The sequence below is a fragment of the Streptomyces sp. NBC_00258 genome (assembly GCF_036182465.1).
Taxonomy (GTDB): Bacteria; Actinomycetota; Actinomycetes; order Streptomycetales; family Streptomycetaceae; genus Streptomyces.
Genome location: NZ_CP108081.1, coordinates 3,220,286 through 3,236,358, shown reverse-complemented (window position 1 = coordinate 3,236,358; position 16,073 = coordinate 3,220,286). Strand labels below are relative to the sequence as shown.

Annotated in this window: 14 protein-coding genes; 6 read left to right on the top strand and 8 right to left on the bottom strand. The window is 69.4% G+C overall.

All coding sequences use genetic code 11. The features are described 5' to 3' along the window. Nucleotides 1-16: 16 nt before the first annotated feature. On the top strand, nucleotides 17-1,138 hold the full coding sequence (locus OG718_RS14560) for a glycerate kinase (RefSeq protein ID WP_328847757.1): 1,122 nt from the start codon (nucleotides 17-19) through the stop codon (nucleotides 1,136-1,138). Nucleotides 1,139-1,363: 225 nt separating this feature from the next. On the opposite strand, the gene OG718_RS14555 is transcribed toward OG718_RS14560, so the two are convergent. Continuing rightward, nucleotides 1,364-2,551, bottom strand: coding sequence for a PucR family transcriptional regulator (locus tag OG718_RS14555; protein ID WP_143640995.1), 1,188 nt, complete (start codon nucleotides 2,549-2,551; stop codon nucleotides 1,364-1,366). 179 nt (nucleotides 2,552-2,730) lie between these two features. On the opposite strand from OG718_RS14555, the gene OG718_RS14550 reads away from it, so the two are divergent. Genes OG718_RS14550 through OG718_RS14530 form a run of 5 tightly spaced genes read left to right on the top strand, consistent with a single transcriptional unit; the run spans nucleotide 2,731 to nucleotide 7,855 of the window. Further along, nucleotides 2,731-3,555: an ABC transporter ATP-binding protein gene (locus tag OG718_RS14550; RefSeq protein ID WP_328844318.1), complete on the top strand. Its 825-nt coding sequence runs from the start codon at nucleotides 2,731-2,733 to the stop codon at nucleotides 3,553-3,555. A gap of 23 nt (nucleotides 3,556-3,578) precedes the next feature. Further along, nucleotides 3,579-4,577 (top strand): ABC transporter ATP-binding protein, encoded by a 999-nt coding sequence (locus OG718_RS14545; RefSeq protein ID WP_443055336.1) that lies wholly within the window; start codon nucleotides 3,579-3,581, stop codon nucleotides 4,575-4,577. Then, complete coding sequence (locus tag OG718_RS14540) at nucleotides 4,574-5,464, top strand: branched-chain amino acid ABC transporter permease (RefSeq protein WP_307520277.1); 891 nt, start codon at nucleotides 4,574-4,576, stop codon at nucleotides 5,462-5,464. The genes OG718_RS14545 and OG718_RS14540 overlap by 4 nt, the downstream gene beginning before the upstream one ends. Next, nucleotides 5,457-6,590 carry a branched-chain amino acid ABC transporter permease gene (locus tag OG718_RS14535; protein WP_143640992.1) on the top strand — a complete coding sequence of 378 codons (1,134 nt, stop codon included), beginning with the start codon at nucleotides 5,457-5,459 and terminating at the stop codon, nucleotides 6,588-6,590. Before OG718_RS14540 ends, OG718_RS14535 begins: the two co-directional genes overlap by 8 nt. Further along, on the top strand, nucleotides 6,587-7,855 hold the full coding sequence (locus OG718_RS14530; RefSeq protein ID WP_143640991.1) for an ABC transporter substrate-binding protein: 1,269 nt from the start codon (nucleotides 6,587-6,589) through the stop codon (nucleotides 7,853-7,855). The genes OG718_RS14535 and OG718_RS14530 overlap by 4 nt, the downstream gene beginning before the upstream one ends. A gap of 176 nt (nucleotides 7,856-8,031) precedes the next feature. On the opposite strand, the gene pssA is transcribed toward OG718_RS14530, so the two are convergent. From pssA to ccrA, 7 genes are all read right to left on the bottom strand, one after another. Beyond that, the gene (gene pssA / locus OG718_RS14525) at nucleotides 8,032-8,850 is read right to left on the bottom strand and encodes a CDP-diacylglycerol--serine O-phosphatidyltransferase (protein WP_143641053.1); all 819 of its coding nucleotides are present in this window, start codon (nucleotides 8,848-8,850) and stop codon (nucleotides 8,032-8,034) included. A gap of 22 nt (nucleotides 8,851-8,872) precedes the next feature. After that, nucleotides 8,873-9,529 (bottom strand): phosphatidylserine decarboxylase, encoded by a 657-nt coding sequence (locus OG718_RS14520; protein ID WP_143640990.1) that lies wholly within the window; start codon nucleotides 9,527-9,529, stop codon nucleotides 8,873-8,875. 170 nt (nucleotides 9,530-9,699) lie between these two features. Then, entirely contained in the window at nucleotides 9,700-10,905 is a 1,206-nt protein-coding gene (locus OG718_RS14515) for an acyl-CoA dehydrogenase family protein (protein WP_143640989.1), read from the bottom strand. A 2-nt stretch (nucleotides 10,906-10,907) separates the two neighbouring features. Beyond that, on the bottom strand, nucleotides 10,908-11,420 hold the full coding sequence (locus OG718_RS14510; RefSeq protein ID WP_143640988.1) for a MaoC family dehydratase: 513 nt from the start codon (nucleotides 11,418-11,420) through the stop codon (nucleotides 10,908-10,910). Between the two features lie 5 nt (nucleotides 11,421-11,425). After that, nucleotides 11,426-12,391, bottom strand: a complete 966-nt coding sequence (locus OG718_RS14505; protein ID WP_143640987.1) for an HpcH/HpaI aldolase/citrate lyase family protein — start codon at nucleotides 12,389-12,391, stop codon at nucleotides 11,426-11,428. Continuing rightward, nucleotides 12,388-14,436, bottom strand: a complete 2,049-nt coding sequence (locus OG718_RS14500; RefSeq protein ID WP_328844315.1) for a protein meaA — start codon at nucleotides 14,434-14,436, stop codon at nucleotides 12,388-12,390. Before OG718_RS14500 ends, OG718_RS14505 begins: the two co-directional genes overlap by 4 nt. Nucleotides 14,437-14,445: 9 nt before the next feature. After that, complete coding sequence (gene ccrA, locus OG718_RS14495; protein WP_143640985.1) at nucleotides 14,446-15,783, bottom strand: crotonyl-CoA carboxylase/reductase; 1,338 nt, start codon at nucleotides 15,781-15,783, stop codon at nucleotides 14,446-14,448. Nucleotides 15,784-16,073 lie beyond the last annotated feature (290 nt).

Here is a 16,073-nt window from a genome sequence, read left to right as displayed (position 1 = left end):
GGGCCGGAACCAGCGGGTGCTCATCGCCGCGGACAAGTTCAAGGGCTCGCTCACGGCCGTGCAGGTGGCCGAGCGGGTGACGGCCGGACTGCGCAGGGTCGCGCCGCGGGTCGAGGTCGAGGCGCTGCCGGTCGCCGACGGCGGTGACGGCACGGTCGACGCGGCGGTCGCAGCCGGGTTCGAGCGGCGTGAGGTACGGGTCGCCGGGCCGCTCGGCGACGAGATCACCGCCGCGTTCGCGCTGCGCGACGACACCGCCGTCGTGGAGATGGCCGAGGCCAGTGGCCTCCAGCGGCTGCCCGCCGGGTCCTTCGCGCCGCTCACGTCGTCCACGTACGGGTCCGGGGAACTGCTCCGGGCCGCGCTGGACGCCGGGGCGCGGACGATCGTGTTCGGCGTCGGCGGCAGCGCCACCACGGACGGCGGGGCCGGGATGCTGGCCGCGCTCGGGGCGCGCTTCCTCGACGAGGACGGCGAGCCGGTGGCGCCCGGGGGCGGCTCCCTGGGACAGCTGGCCACAGCGGACCTGTCCGGTCTGGACCCCCGCCTCTCCTCCGTCGACGTCGTCCTCGCCAGTGACGTGGACAATCCGCTGACCGGGCCCAAGGGGGCGCCGGCGGTGTACGGGCCCCAGAAGGGGGCCTCGCCCGACGACGTGGCGGTGCTGGACGCGGGGCTCACGCACTTCGCCGCGGTGCTGGAGAAGACGATCGGGTCGAAGGCGGCGGAGTACGCCGTCGCGCCCGGGGCCGGGGCGGCGGGGGGTATCGGATACGGGGCTCTGGTGGGCCTCGGCGCGAGCTTCCGCCCGGGCATCGAGGTCATGCTCGACGTCCTCGGCTTCGCCCCCGCGCTCGAGCGGGCCACGCTGGTGATCACCGGTGAGGGTTCCCTCGACGAGCAGACCCTGCACGGCAAGGCTCCCGCCGGGGTCGCGGCCGCCGCCCGGGCCGCCGACAAGGAGGTCATCGCGGTCTGTGGCCGTCTCGCCCTCCCACCGGAGGCGCTCGGCCGGGCCGGCATCCGGCGTGCCTACCCCCTCACGGACATCGAGCCCGACGTCTCCCGCTGCATCGCCGAAGCGGGCCCGATCCTGGAAGACGTGGGCGAACGAATCGCCCAGGACTTCCTGATCTGAGGGTCCGACGGTGGCCGAGGCATTTTCTTCGCCCCCGCCGCCCCTTCCCGTCCCGTCCCTGGGGGCTGCCGCCCCCAGACCCCCGCTCATCGGCCTGAACGGCCTCGTCCTCAAACGCCGGACGGGCTGAAGATCAGCCCCTCCGGCGTTTGAGGAGCGGGGGTTCGGGGGCGGAGCCCCCGAGTAGTGACGGGAATGGGTAGGGGCGGCGGGGGCGAAAAACCCCTAGCTCAACCGATACGCATCCAACGCCAACGTCATCTCGATCAGATCCCGAGGCCGCGCCAACGACCGGGACGTGAGCTGTTCCAACCGTCGCAGGCGGTTGAAGACCGTGTTCCGGTGGCAGTACAGACGCCCGGCCGCCCGCCCCGCGGACCCCTCACACGTGAGCCACATATCCAGCGTCTCCAGCAACACCGCCCGATCCGCCGGTTCGAGTTCGAGCAGTGACCCGAACACGTCGGACACAAGCCGCCCCGCCAACTCGGGCTGGCTCACGACGAGCGCGGTGGGCATCCGCTGATCGAGCCGCACGACAGCCGTCGCATCGGGCGGGCACGTACGAAGGGCCAGCTCGGCCAGCCGCCGAGCCCGCCCCAGCTCGGCAAGCCCGGCGACGACGGGACTGATCCCGCCGGGACCGGAACAACGCCCGTCGAGCGCCCGCGCGACCCCGTCGAGCCCCTGCCCGTCCGCAAGAGCCACCACCCCCACCTCGCAGTCGGCCCGCATCCGCCAGATGAACCGGAACCCGTCCCCCTCCACGGGCCGCCGATACGACTCCCGCCGCTCGGACCGCAGCACGACCACGGCATACGGCCCCCGCTCGGGAAGATCGAGCCCGGCGGCGGCCCGAGCCGCGAGCCCGGGCGCCTCCTGCCCTTCGAGGAGCGCGTCGAGCAACGCCTGCAGCCGCTCGTCGGTACGCCGCCGAAGCTCCATCTCGGTCGCCCGGTACGCCTCGGTGGCCACGGCGGCCTGCGCGTCCACGGCGGACCACACCATGGTCGCCGAACGCATCAGCACCACGAGCCGCTCCGGCTCCTGCCCGACCGCCGCCCCCTCCATCAACGCGTCCCACACCAGATACCCCGCGGCGCGATACGCGTGCACGAGAAGTTCGAGCGGCAGCCCCTGCTGGGCCCGCCGCCGCCCCGCCTCCTCCGCGTACGCCAGGTCGCGGCGGGGCGAGTCCCGGGGCGCGGAGATCGTCTGGATCCCGATCCGCATCGCCTCCTCGGCCTCCCGCCACTGCTGGTCGTACGGCAGGAACTCCCCGTAGACGGAGGAGTGTTCGGCAAGCTGCCGCATGTGCTCGTCGACGAGCTCCGGCAGCCGTTCCAGCAGCGCTGAACAGGACTCGGTGAGCAGCTTCCAGTCATGACCGGTACGCCTTCTGCGGGCTCCCATGGCCGGAGGATGCCACTGGTGAGCCGCCCCGCACAGGCCCCTGACACGCGGTGTTGTGCTCGCGCACAACGCACGGCCGCGCCCGCTGGTCACCCGCAGCGATTCGCCCGTACCCCGTGGACGGACGCCCCCGCCGGTGCTGTGGTGAGCGCCACACGGGACGAGAGCAGGGGGGTTCGATGGGTGGTTCGGGTGGTCCGGGCGGTTCCGGTCTGGTCGTTCATGAGCTGTCGGTCGGATACGGGCCCGTACGCGCACTGCGCCAGGTGTCCCTGGAGGTGCCCGAGGGAGCCGTGGTGACCGTCCTCGGCGGCAACGGCGCGGGCAAGTCGACCCTGCTCCGGGCGGTCTGCCGGACGCTGTCCTTCCACGGCGGCGCGGTCACCGGCGGCACGGTGACTCTGAACGGCCGCCGTCTCGACGGGCTGCCGCCTGACCGCGTCGTCGCCGCCGGAGTGTCCCAAATACCGGAAGGGCGAAGGGTGTTCGCCCGGATGACCGTCGCCGACAACCTGCGGGCCGGGGCACTGGGCGCCACCGGCGGCCGGGCCGGCCGGGCCGCCGCCCTGCGCCGTGTCCACGAACTGTTCCCCGTCCTCGCCGACCGCGCCCAGCAGCGCGCCGGCCTGCTGTCGGGCGGAGAACAGCAGATGCTCGCCGTCGGCCGCGGCCTGATGGCCACCCCGCGCATCCTGCTCCTCGACGAGCCGTCCCTCGGACTCGCCCCGCTGATGGCCGAACGGATCGCCGACACCGTGCGGGAGATCAACGCCCAGGGCACCTCGATCCTGCTCGTCGAACAGAACGCCGCCCTCGCCCTGCGGCTCGCCTCCCGCGCGTACGTCCTCGAAGTCGGCGAAGTCACCCTGTCGGGGCCGGCGGACGAACTGGCCGCCTCCGACGAGGTGCGCCGCCGCTATCTGGGCGTCGTCGACGAGGACGCGGCTGCCGACGCGGAGCGGGCCCGCACCACGCACCCGGCACTGACCCGCTGGAAGGGGTGAACACCGACATGCCGAGCGACGTCATGCCCAGCGACGGCACACCGAGCGACGACGAGCCGGATCCCGCCCGGCCGGACAGCCGACAGGACCTGACAACCGGGTCGGACACCAACAGGTCGGGCCCGACCCGGTCGGGCCACACCCGACCGGACTCCCCACCGCCGGAGTCCACTTCGCCGTCCCCCGACGTCCCGCCGCTCCACGTAAGGGAGTTGACCGTCCGGTTCGCGGGCCTCACCGCCCTGGACGCCGTCGACTTCACCGTGCGCCCCGGCACCGTCCACGCCCTCATCGGCCCCAACGGCGCCGGAAAGTCCACCTGTTTCAACGTCCTGTCCGGGGTCTACCGCGCGACCGCGGGCAGCGTCCTCTTCGGCGAGCACGAACTGACCGGGATGCCTCCGCACCGCATCGCCGATCTGGGCGTCGCCCGCATCTTCCAGAACCTCGCGCTGCCCCCGCTCGCCACGGTCGAGGACAGCCTGCTCCTCGGACGGCACCGGCTCACCCGAACGGGCTTCCTGTCAGCGGGACTTCGCCTCCCCGCGGCGGCCCGCGAGGAGCGCCGGCACCGTGAACGCGTACGCGAGATCGCCGAGTTCGTCGGCATCTCGCCCTACCTCGGCCGCCCGGCGGGCTCCCTCCCGTACGGGCAGCAGAAGCTCGCCGAACTCGCCCGCGCCCTCTGCATGGAGCCGCGCCTGCTGCTCCTGGACGAGCCGGTCGCGGGCATGACCGCCGACGAACGCCGCCGAACCTCCGCCGTGATCGCGGGAGTTCGCGACAGCCTCGGCATCTCGATCGTCCTGGTGGAACACGACATGGGGGTGGTGATGCGGCTCGCGGACGCGGTGACCGTACTCGACTTCGGGCGCCTGATCGCGGACGGCGCCCCCGCCGACGTACAGAACGACCCGGCGGTCGTACGCGCCTACCTGGGGGAGCGCCGCTCCGACGAACCCGGCGGTGCGGACGGGCCCGAGAGGCCCGCGAAGCTCCGGGGAGAGGGGAGCGCCTCATGAGCACCTTCGCCGAACTCCTCCTCAACGGCGTGTCGATGGGATCGGTCTACGCCCTCATCGCCCTCGGCTTCGTGGTCATCTTCCGGGCCACCGAGGTCGTCAACTTCGCCCATGCGTCACTGCTGTTGGCGGGCGGGTACGTCACCGCGACCCTCCACGACGACATCGGCTTCTGGCCCGCGCTGCTGGTCGGGATCGCGGGGGCCGCGGTGGTCGGCGCGGCCGTGGAGTTCCTGGTGATGCGCCGCTACCGGGGGTCCGACCACAGCGTCCTCGCCATCGTCACGATCGGCGTGGACATCCTGCTCACCACCGAACTGACCCGCCGCATCGGCACGGACGTCCTGCCCCTCGGTGACCCCTGGGGCGACGCCGTGCTCACCCTCGGCCCCATCTCCCTGGCCCACACGCGCATCGCCGCCTTCGTGGCCGCGGCCCTGCTCATCACCGTGTTCCTGCTCGCGTTCCGCTACACCTCATGGGGCGTCGCGATGCGGGCCGCCGCCGAGAGCCCGGAGACGGCCGCGCTGATGGGCGTACGGCTCGGCAGGGTGTCGCTCGGGGCCTGGGCCGTGGCCGGCGGACTCGCGGCCGTGGCGGCACTGTTCCTGACCGTCTTCCCGACACCCGGCCTGGAGAGAGCCACCTCGCTCGCCGCCCTCAAGGCGTTCCCCGCCGCGATCCTCGGCGGCCTCGACTCCACGACGGGCGCCCTCGTCGGTGGTCTGCTCGTGGGCGTCACAGAGTCCCTGGCCACCGGCTACCAGAGCGAACTGACCTTCCTGGGCCGGGGGTTGGGCGACCTCGCCCCCTACCTCGTGATGACCGTGATCCTGCTCATCCGGCCCGCCGGACTGTTCGGCACGAAGGAGCTGGCCCGTGTCTGAGGTCCTCACGCGTGACGCGGCGGCCGACAAGCCACGGCCCGCCCGCCGCAGGCCTGCCCTCCCCACCCACGCGCGTCCGTACGTCTGGGCCGCCGGAGCCCTCCTCCTGCTCGCCCTGCCCTTCTACCTGGACCGGTTCTGGCTCCAGGCCGGGCTGTTCGCGATGGCCGCCGCGATCGGGGCGATCGGCATCAACCTCCTCACCGGCTCCACGGGCCAGCTCTCCATGGGGCACGCCTTCTTCCTCGCGGTCGGCGCGTACGGCTACTGCGTGTTCGCCGCCGACGGCGGCGACGGGCTGACCGGCCTCGGCCTGCCGACCTGGCTCGCCGCCGTCCTCGCCGTCCTCGTCGCGGGCCTGGCCGGCGGCCTCTTCAGCCCCATCGCGGGCCGGCTGCGCGGCGCCTACCTGGGCATCGCGACACTCGCGCTGATCTTCATCGGCCAGCACGTGCTGTTCAACGCCCGCGACCTCACCGGCGGCTTCAACGGCCGGGACGTACCGCCCCTCAGCCTCTTCGGACTCACCTTCGACGACCGTGAACTGGTCGTCGCCGCCGTGCCGTTCGGATCGGCGGAGAAGCTCTGGTACGCGGGACTCGTGCTTCTCCTCGGTTGCGCGCTCTTCGCCCGCGGGGTGCTGCGCGGCCGCCCCGGACGCGCCATGAACGCGATCCGCGACCATCGCATCGCGGCCGGCGTCATCGGCGTCCCGGTCGCCCGCTACCGGGCCGCCGTCTTCGTCCTGTCCTCGATGTACGCGGGCCTCGCGGGCGTCCTGCTCGCCCTGGTCTTCCAGCGGACGGTGCCGGACTACTTCGGCATCACGCTGTCGCTCGAATACCTCGCCATGATCGTCATCGGCGGGCTCGGTTCGGTCTCGGGGGCGGTGGTCGGGGCCGCGTTCGTGTCTCTGCTGCCGCAGCTGCTGACCCGCTACAGCGATGCGCTGCCCCTGGTCTCCGCCCCCGGTACGGGCGGGATCGCACCGGGCGAGGCATCCCGGTACCTCTACGGCGCCGCCGTCGTCGCGGTGGTGCTCTTCCTGCCCGGCGGCCTGGTCAGGGTGGCCGCCGGGCGTCGCGTCAGGACCGGTCCACGGTCCAATCCAGGGGAGGAACGATGAGGACGACATACGCGGCCCAGGTGACCGCAGGCGCGCTCGCCGCGCTGCTCGTGCTGGCCGGGTGCAGCTCCAAGGCCAAGGACACCGACAACAACGACAAGGGGACGGCCGCGGGCGAGGTGAAGACCGGCGACGGCATCTCCGGCAAGACCATCACGCTCGGCGTCCTCACCGACATGACCGGCGTGTACGCGACCCTCGGCAAGAGCGTCACCCAGGCCCAGCAGCTCTATGTGAAACAGCTCAACGCCGACGGCGGCGTCTGCGGCTACAAGGTCGCGCTCACCGTCCGCGACCACGGCTACGACCCGCAGAAGGCCGTCGCCGGGTACACCGAGCTGGAGCCGAAGGTGCTCGGCTTCACGCAGTTCATCGGTTCCCCGTTCGTCGCCGCGGTCAAGCAGCGCATCGACGGCCAGGACAAGGGGCTGGTCCTGCCGCAGGCCTGGTCGGCGACGCTGCTCGGGAGCCCGTACATCCGGGTCATCGGATCCACGTACGACATCGAGACGATCAACGCCGTCGACTTCCTGATGAAGGAGAAGGGCATCAAGAAGGGCGACAAGGTCGGGCACGTCTACTTCGAGGGCGACTACGGCGAGAGCGCGCTGGTCGGCTCGAAGCACATCGCGAAGGAGGCCGGCCTGACCGTCGTCGAGCAGAAGATCAAGCCGACCGACAACGACATGACCGCACAGGTCGCCGCCCTGAAGAAGGCCGGCGTCAAGGCGGTCGTGATCAGTGCGGGCCCGCGTCAGGCGGCCTCGCTGGTCGGTGTCGCCGCGGCCGGTGGCTTCGACGTCCCGATCATCGGCAACAACTCGGCCTTCGCCCCGCAGCTCCTGGCGACCCAGGCGGGCCCGGCCCTGATGAAGAACTACTACGTGGCCTCGCCCTCGCTCCCCATCGGCGCGGACACCCCGGAGGCCCAGAAGCTGGTGGCCGACTACAAGAAGGCGTACCCGAAGGACTCCCTCGACAACGGAGTCGTCGCCGGCTGGACCGCGGTCTACGCCTTCGGCGAGGCCCTCAAGAAGGCCTGCACATCCAAGGACCTGACCCGCGAGGGCGTCGACAAGGCCCTCCTCACGATCAACTCCCTCGACACCGGCTTCGGCATCCCCCAGGACTTCACCGACCCGAACGCCCCATCCTCCAGGCAGAGCGTCATCCTCCAGCCCGACAAGAGCGTCACGGGCGGCATGAAGGTGGTCAGGGACCCCGAGGCCTCGGACACAGCGACGGCATACACACCGGCCACCTGAGGCCCGGCTGTTTGGGGGCGCGGGGAACAGCGCAATCTCTTGTTTTTAGGGGCGCGGGGAACTGCGCGACAAGCCCCCACGCACCCGCACCCTAAACGCACCCGAAGTCACCCCACACGAAGGGCCCCGAACCAACAGGTTCGGGGCCCTTCGACGTCGTACAGAAACGACAACCGCTACGGCAGCTGCGCAGCCCGCGCCTCACGCCGGTTGTCCCTGAAGTTGTTCACCCTCCGAGCCGTGGCGAAGAGGGGCATCACCGCCCCGGTCACCAACTGCAACGCACACCCGGTCTGGAGCAGCAGCTGACCACCAGGCGCGTCGAACGCCCAGGCCGCCAGCAGTGCCATGCTCGTGACGATCCAGGCGAGCATTGCCACGGCCAGCCGCCCCCGCGGCTTCGGGTACTCGACCCGGCTCACCATCAGCCACGCGGTGCCGATGATCGCCATGAGCGTGGCGACGAACGGCAGCTCGAGCAGCACGATGGAGACGACGGTCAGCGCGCCGAACGGCGAGGGCATGCCCTGGAAGGTGCCGTCCTTGACCGTGACGCAGGAGAATCTGGCGAGCCGGAGCACGACCGCCAGCAGGACCACGATGGCCCCCACCGCCGCCACCCGCTGGTGCGCGTCGTCGGCGACCATGCCGTAGACCAGCACGAAGTACGCCGGCGCCAGACCGAAGCTGATCAGGTCGGAGAGGTTGTCCAGCTCCGCGCCCATGGGGGAGGAGCGCAGCTTGCGGGCGACCAGTCCGTCGAACAGGTCGAAGACCGCGGCGCACAGCATCAGGATCACGGCGGTCGCGGCACTGTGCCGCGCCATGCCCGTCTCCTGGCTGCCCGTGAGGTGTGGGATCAGGATGCCGGTGGTGGTGAAGTACACCGCCATGAAGCCGCACGTGGCGTTACCGAGGGTGAGCGTGTCCGCTATTGAGAGGCGGAGAGAGAGGGGCATCTCCTCCTCGTCGTCCAGCTCGTCGGCCTCCGGCACCCAGCCAGCCTGTGTCTCGGGATCAATCACGGTCAATGCGAGTCACCCCCGCCACGGTCTTCTGACCGACCTCCACGTCGACCTCCACGCCCTCGGGGAGGTAGATGTCGACGCGCGACCCGAAGCGGATCAGCCCGATCCGCTCGCCCTGCTCGACCTTCGTGCCCTGAGGGATGTACGGCACGATACGCCGCGCGACCGCACCGGCGATCTGGATCATCTCGATGTCACCGAGCTCGGTGTCGAAGTGCCAGACAACGCGCTCGTTGTTCTCGCTCTCCTTGTTGAACGCCGGAACGAAACCGCCGGGGATGTGCTCGACCGACGTCACCGTGCCGGAGAGAGGCGCGCGGTTGACGTGGACGTTCAGCGGGCTCATGAAGATCGCGACGCGAGTGCGACCGTCCTTCCACGGCATGATGCTCTGCACCACACCGTCGGCCGGGGAGATGACCCGGCCCGGGGCGATCTCGCGCTCGGGGTCGCGGAAGAACCACAGCATGCCCGCCGCCAGCGCGGTGACGGGTACTGCGACGGCCTTGGCGGCGCCGGACTTGCGCGCGCGTACCAGGCTGAGGGCTGCGGTGGCGACGGTCGGGAGGAGCCACGGCGATGCTCCGCGCGCAATACGTACGCCTGCCAGGCTGTCGCGTGGTGCAGAGGTTTGGCTGTGGGGCATGGATGACCTTCGTAGCGGATGATGCCGCGCTGTAACGGGGGACGGCGGCTTTCCCGGGATCGTACCGGTCGCGGGCCACAACTGGGCAAGCCAGGAAGCCGAGTCGGCGTCCGAAGAGTGCTGACGGGGTGTGATCTTGTTCTCGATGAAAACACCCCGAATCGGTATTTCTAGCCCTGGAACCGATACTCTTCGAGCAGCCTGCGTCCGATGATCATTTTCTGGATCTCGGCGGTACCTTCACCGATGAGCAGCATCGGGGCCTCACGGTAGAGGCGCTCGATCTCGTACTCCTTGGAGAAGCCGTAGCCGCCGTGGATCCGGAAGGCGTCTTCGACGACCTCTTTGCAGTACTCGGAGGCGAGGTACTTCGCCATCCCTGCTTCGAGGTCGTTTCGCTCCCCGGAGTCCTTTTTGCGTGCCGCATTCACCATCATCGCATGGGCGGCCTCGACCTTGGTAGCCATCTCGGCCAGCTTGAACTGGATCGCCTGGTGCTGGGCGATCGGTTTGCCGAAAGTGTGACGCTGCTGGGCATAGGAGACGCCCAGTTCGAACGCACGCTGAGCTACACCGCAACCACGCGCCGCCACGTTGACGCGGCCGACCTCGACGCCGTCCATCATTTGGTAAAACCCACGACCGGTGACCCCGCCGAGCACGCGATTGGCCGGAATGCGCAGGCCATCCATGATCAGCTCGGTGGTGTCGACACCCTTGTAGCCCATCTTGTCGATCTTCCCGGGGATGGTCAGGCCGGGGCGGACCTCACCGAAGCCGGGCTCCTTCTCCACCAGGAAGGTCGTCATCGACTTGTGGGCCGCGGTGCCCTCGGGGTGTCCTTCGTCACTCTTCACCAGAACGGCCACGAGCGTCGACGTTCCGCCGTTCGTCAGCCACATCTTCTGACCGTTGAGGACGTATTCGTCGCCGTCCTTGACCGCCTTCGACGTGATCGCCGAAACGTCCGAGCCAAGTGCCGGTTCCGACATGGAGAACGCGCCGCGCACCTCGCCCGCCGCCATCCGCGGAAGGAAGTACTCCCTCTGCTCCTGCGTGCCGTGCTGCTTGAGCATGTACGCCACGATGAAGTGGGTGTTGATGATGCCGGACACCGACATCCAGCCGCGCGCGATCTCCTCCACGCACAGCGCGTAGGTGAGGAGCGACTCGCCCAGACCCCCGTACTCCTCGGGGATCATGAGGCCGAAGAGGCCCAACTCCTTGAGCCCGTCGACGATCTGCTGCGGGTACTCGTCGCGGTGCTCCAGCTCGGTCGCGACCGGGATGATCTCCTTGTCCACGAAGTCCCGGACGGTGGACAGGATCTCCTGCTGGATATCGGTCAGACCGGCGGTCTGGGCGAGTCGCGCCATGGCTACTTCTCCTGCTCCTTGAGCTGGGGCCGGCCGGGCTGTTCGCCGCCGCGCTCCTTGATGTACGTCTCGGTGGGGACCATCACCTTGCGGCGGAACACACAGACCAGCGTGCCGTCCTGCTTGTAGCCCTTGGTCTCGACGTGGACGATCCCGCGGTCGTTCTTCGACCGGGAGGGCGTCTTGTCGAGAACCGTCGTCTCGCCGTAGATCGTGTCGCCGTGGAAGGTCGGCGCCACGTGCTTCAGCGACTCGACCTCCAGGTTCGCGATCGCCTTGCCCGACACGTCCGGCACGGACATGCCGAGCAGCAGCGAGTAGATGTAGTTCCCCACGACGACGTTCTTCCCGAAGTCCGTCGTGTTCTCCGCATAGTTGGCGTCCATGTGGAGGGGGTGGTGGTTCATCGTCAGGAGACAGAAGAGGTGGTCGTCGTACTCGGTGACCGTTTTTCCGGGCCAGTGCTTGTAGACCGCGCCGACCTCGAACTCCTCGTAGGTGCGTCCGAACTGCATGGTGCTCAGGCCTCCGGGGCTTCGAACTTGGACGTGCGCTGCATGCCGGCGGCCCGGCCCTTGCCGGAGATGACGAGGGCCATCTTGCGGCTGGCCTCGTCGATCATCTCGTCGCCGATCATCGCGGAGCCCTTCTTGCCGCCCGCCTCGGACGTGTAGTACTCGTACGCGTCCAGGATCAGCTCGGCGTGGTCGAAGTCCTCCTGCGAGGGCGAGAAGATCTCGTTGGACGCCTCGACCTGGCCCGGGTGCAGCACCCACTTGCCGTCGAAACCGAGGGCCGCGGCGCGCCGGGCGACCTCGCGGTAGCCGTCGACGTTGCGGATCTGCAGGTAGGGGCCGTCGATCGCCTGGAGGTTGTTGGCGCGGGCGGCCATCAGGATCTTCATCAGGATGTAGTGGTAGGCGTCCGCCGGGTAGCCGGGCGGCTGCTCGCCCACGACCAGCGACTTCATGTTGATCGACGCCATGAAGTCGGCCGGGCCGAAGATGATCGTCTCGACGCGCTGGGAGGCCGTCGCGATCTCGTTGACGTTGTTCAGGCCCTTGGCGTTCTCGATCTGCGCCTCGATGCCGATCTTGCCGACCTCGAAGCCCATCGTCTTCTCGATCTGCGTCAGGAGCAGGTCGAGCGCGACCACCTGCTGGGCGTCCTGGACCTTCGGGAGCATGATGCAGTCGAGGTTGGGGCCCGCGCCCTCGACGACCGTCACGACATCGCGGTACGTCCACTCGGTCGTCCAGTCGTTGACGCGCACGACCCGCGTCTTGCCCGTCCAGTCACCCTCGTTGAGGAACTTGACGATGGTGTGCCGCGCCTCGGGCTTGGCCAGCGGCGCGCACGCGTCCTCCAGGTCCAGGAAGACCTGGTCGGCCGGGAGGCCCTGCGCCTTCTCCAGGAAGCGGGGGTTGCTCCCGGGCACCGCGAGGCAGGAGCGACGCGGACGCAGACGGTTGACGGGGCTGGTCATGCGGGGACCTCCAGTGGGTCGAGCTTGTTCGCTTTCCGGATCTCGTCGACGATCCGGCCGATGATTCCGGTGATGTCGAAATCCTTCGGAGTGAAGACCGCGGCCACTCCCGCGGCCCGCAGGTCTTCGGCGTCGCCATTCGGGATGATGCCACCGGCGATCACCGGGATGTCTGTGGCACCGGCCACACGCAGCCGTTCCAGCACGTCAGGGACCAGTTGGGCGTGCGAGCCGGAGAGGATCGACAGGCCCACGGCGTGCACGTCCTCGGCGACGGCCGCGGTCACGATCTCCTCGGGCGTGAGCCGGATGCCCTGGTAGACCACCTCGAAGCCGGCGTCACGGGCCCGTACGGCGATCTGCTCGGCGCCGTTGGAGTGCCCGTCAAGGCCCGGCTTGCCCACCAGGAAGCGGAGCTTGCCGACGCCCATGTCCTTCGCGGTCTGCTCCACCTTGCGGCGGACCTCCGACATGGCCGAGCCCTCCTCGGCGGTCACCGCGACGGGCGCGGAGGAGACACCGGTGGGGGCGCGGAACTCGCCGAACACCTCGCGCAGGGCACCGGCCCACTCGCCGGTCGTGACTCCGGCACGGGCGCACTCCAGGGTGGCCTCCATGAGGTTGCCGGTGCCCTTCGCGGCCTCCTTCAGCCGTTCCAGCGCCTTGCAGGGGCGCGGGTGGTTGAAGGGGGGCTGGTAGCGGGTGTCGCGCCAGTCCTTGAGGGCGGCGGTCACGCCGGCCTCGACCGCCGGGTCGACCGTCATGATCGCGGCGTCCAGGTCGGCCGTGAGCGGGTTCGGCTCGGTCGACTCGAAGATGTTGACGCCGACGATCTTCTCGTCACCGGACTCGATACGGGCCCGGCGCTCGGCGTGCGAGGAGACGAGCTGCGACTTCAGATAGCCCGACTCGACGGCCGCCATCGCGCCGCCCATCTCCTGGATCCGGTCGATCTCGGCGAACGAGTCCTCGACCAGCTGGGCGACCTTGGCCTCGATGACGTGGGAGCCCTCGAAGATGTCCGCGTACTCCAGCAGGTCGCTCTCGTACGCGAGCACCTGCTGCATGCGCAGGGACCACTGCTGGTCCCAGGGCCTGGGCAGGCCCAACGCCTCGTTCCAGGCGGGGAGTTGGACGGCTCGCGCGCGTGCGTCCTTCGAGAGGGTCACCGCCAGCATCTCCAGCACGATCCGCTGGATGTTGTTCTCCGGCTGGGCCTCGGTCAGACCGAGCGAGTTGACCTGGACCCCGTACCGGAAGCGGCGGTGCTTGGGGTTCTCGATCCCGTACCGCTCGCGCGTGATCCTGTCCCAGATGCGGCCGAACGCCCGCATCTTGCACATCTCCTCGACGAAGCGGACGCCCGCGTTCACGAAGAAGGAGATGCGCGCGACCACGTCCCCCTTCTGCTCCTCCGCGATCTGCCCGGACGCGAACACCGCGTCCAGGACGGCGATCGCGGTGGACATCGCGTACGCGATCTCCTGGACCGGGGTGGCTCCCGCCTCCTGCAGGTGGTAGCTGCAGATGTTGATCGGGTTCCACTTGGGGATGTTGTTGACCGTGTAGCAGATCATGTCCGTCGTCAGACGGAGCGAGGGCACCGGCGGGAAGACGTGCGTCCCCCGCGACAGGTACTCCTTCACGATGTCGTTCTGGGTCGTCCCCTGGAGCTTGGTGATGTCGACGCCCTGCTCCTCGGCGACGACCTGGTAGAGCGCCAGCAGCCACATGGCGGTGGCGTTGATGGTCATCGAGGTGTTCATCTGGTCCAGGGGGATGTCCTGGAACAGCCGGCGCATGTCACCGAGGTGCGAGACGGGGACACCGACCCGGCCGACCTCGCCGCGGGCGAGGATGTGGTCGGGGTCGTACCCGGTCTGGGTCGGCAGGTCGAACGCGACCGACAGACCCGTCTGGCCCTTGGCGAGGTTGCGCCGGTACAGCTCGTTGGACGCCTCGGCCGTGGAGTGACCGGCGTAGGTGCGCATGAGCCACGGCCGGTCCCTCTCGTGCTTCGCCTGCGGCGTCTGGCGCTCAGTCATGGGTGGCCCTCAGATGTTCCGGAAGCGGTTGATGGCGTCGACGTGCTGGGCGCGCTTCTCCTCGTCGCGCACGCCGAGGCCCTCGGTGGGCGCCAGCGCCAGGACTCCGACCTTGCCCTGATGGAGGTTGCGGTGCACGTCGTACGCGGCCTGCCCGGTCTCCTCCAGCGAGTACACCCGGGAGAGCGTCGGGTGGATCTTGCCCTTCGCGATGAGCCGGTTGGCCTCCCAGGCCTCGCGGTAGTTGGCGAAGTGTGAGCCGATGATCCGCTTCAGGGACATCCACAGGTAGCGGTTGTCGTACTCGTGGTTGTAGCCCGAGGTCGAGGCGCAGGTGACGATCGTGCCGCCCTTGCGGGTGACGTAGACGGAGGCGCCGAAGGTCTCGCGGCCCGGGTGCTCGAAGACGATGTCGACGTCCTCGCCGCCGGTGAGCTCGCGGATGCGCTTGCCGAAGCGCTTCCACTCCTTCGGGTCCTGGTTGTGCTCGTCCTTCCAGAACCTGTAGTCCTCGGCGTTGCGGTCGATGATCGCCTCGGCGCCCATCGCGCGGCAGATGTCCGCCTTCTGCGGGCTGCTCACCACGCAGATGGGGTTGGCGCCGCCGGCGAGCGCGAACTGGGTGGCGTACGAGCCGAGTCCGCCGCTGGCGCCCCAGATGAGGACGTTGTCGCCCTGCTTCATGCCGGCGCCGTTGCGGGAGACCAGCTGCCGGTAGGCGGTGGAGTTCACAAGACCGGGGGCGGCGGCCTCCTCCCACGACAGGTGGTCGGGCTTGGGCATCAGCTGGTTGGACTTCACGAGTGCGATCTCTGCCAGGCCGCCGAAGTTCGTCTCGAAGCCCCAGATGCGCTGCTCGGGGTCGAGCATCGTGTCGTTGTGCCCGTCGCTGGACTCCAGCTCGACGGACAGGCAGTGCGCGACGACCTCGTCACCGGGCCGCCAGGCGTTCACGCCCGGCCCGGTGCGCAGCACGACGCCCGCCAGGTCCGAACCGATGATGTGGTACGGCAGGTCGTGGCGCTTGGTGAGGTCGCTGAGCTTGCCGTAGCGCTCCAGGAACCCGAAGGTCGCCATGGGCTCGAAGATCGAGGTCCACACGGAGTTGTAGTTGACCGAGGAGGCCATCACGGCCACCAGAGCCTCGCCGGGACCGAGTTCCGGCACCGGCACGTCGTCCAGGTGGATCGACTTGCGGGGGTCCTTGTCACGGGTGGCGAGACCGGTGAACATCTCCGTCTCGTCCTTGTGCACGGTGATCGCGCGGTACGACTCGGGGAGCGGCAGTGCGGCGAAGTCGGCGGACGTGGCCGTCCGCGACTGAATCGCGTCCAGGATTTCCTTCACGATGGTGCCTCCGGCGATGAGCGTCTGAGGGGAACGCTGAGGGTTACGTCGGGGTGGTTGCTGCTGGTGTGGGGCAGTGCCGTCGGTTCGGCGAGGGTGGTGCTCGGCAGCGCGTTGTGGCGCGGAAGGTTGCCTGTGACGCAGGCGTCCGGGCGCGCAGACCAATCGGTTTGCGGGGACAGCCGGCGTACGAAGGATCTCTGCACGCCGGCCGCCCGGACAACTTCAACGTATGGCACGCCGTGTCACGCCGCAAGGCACGGAGTGCCAGAAGTTGCGCTCAGGTGAAA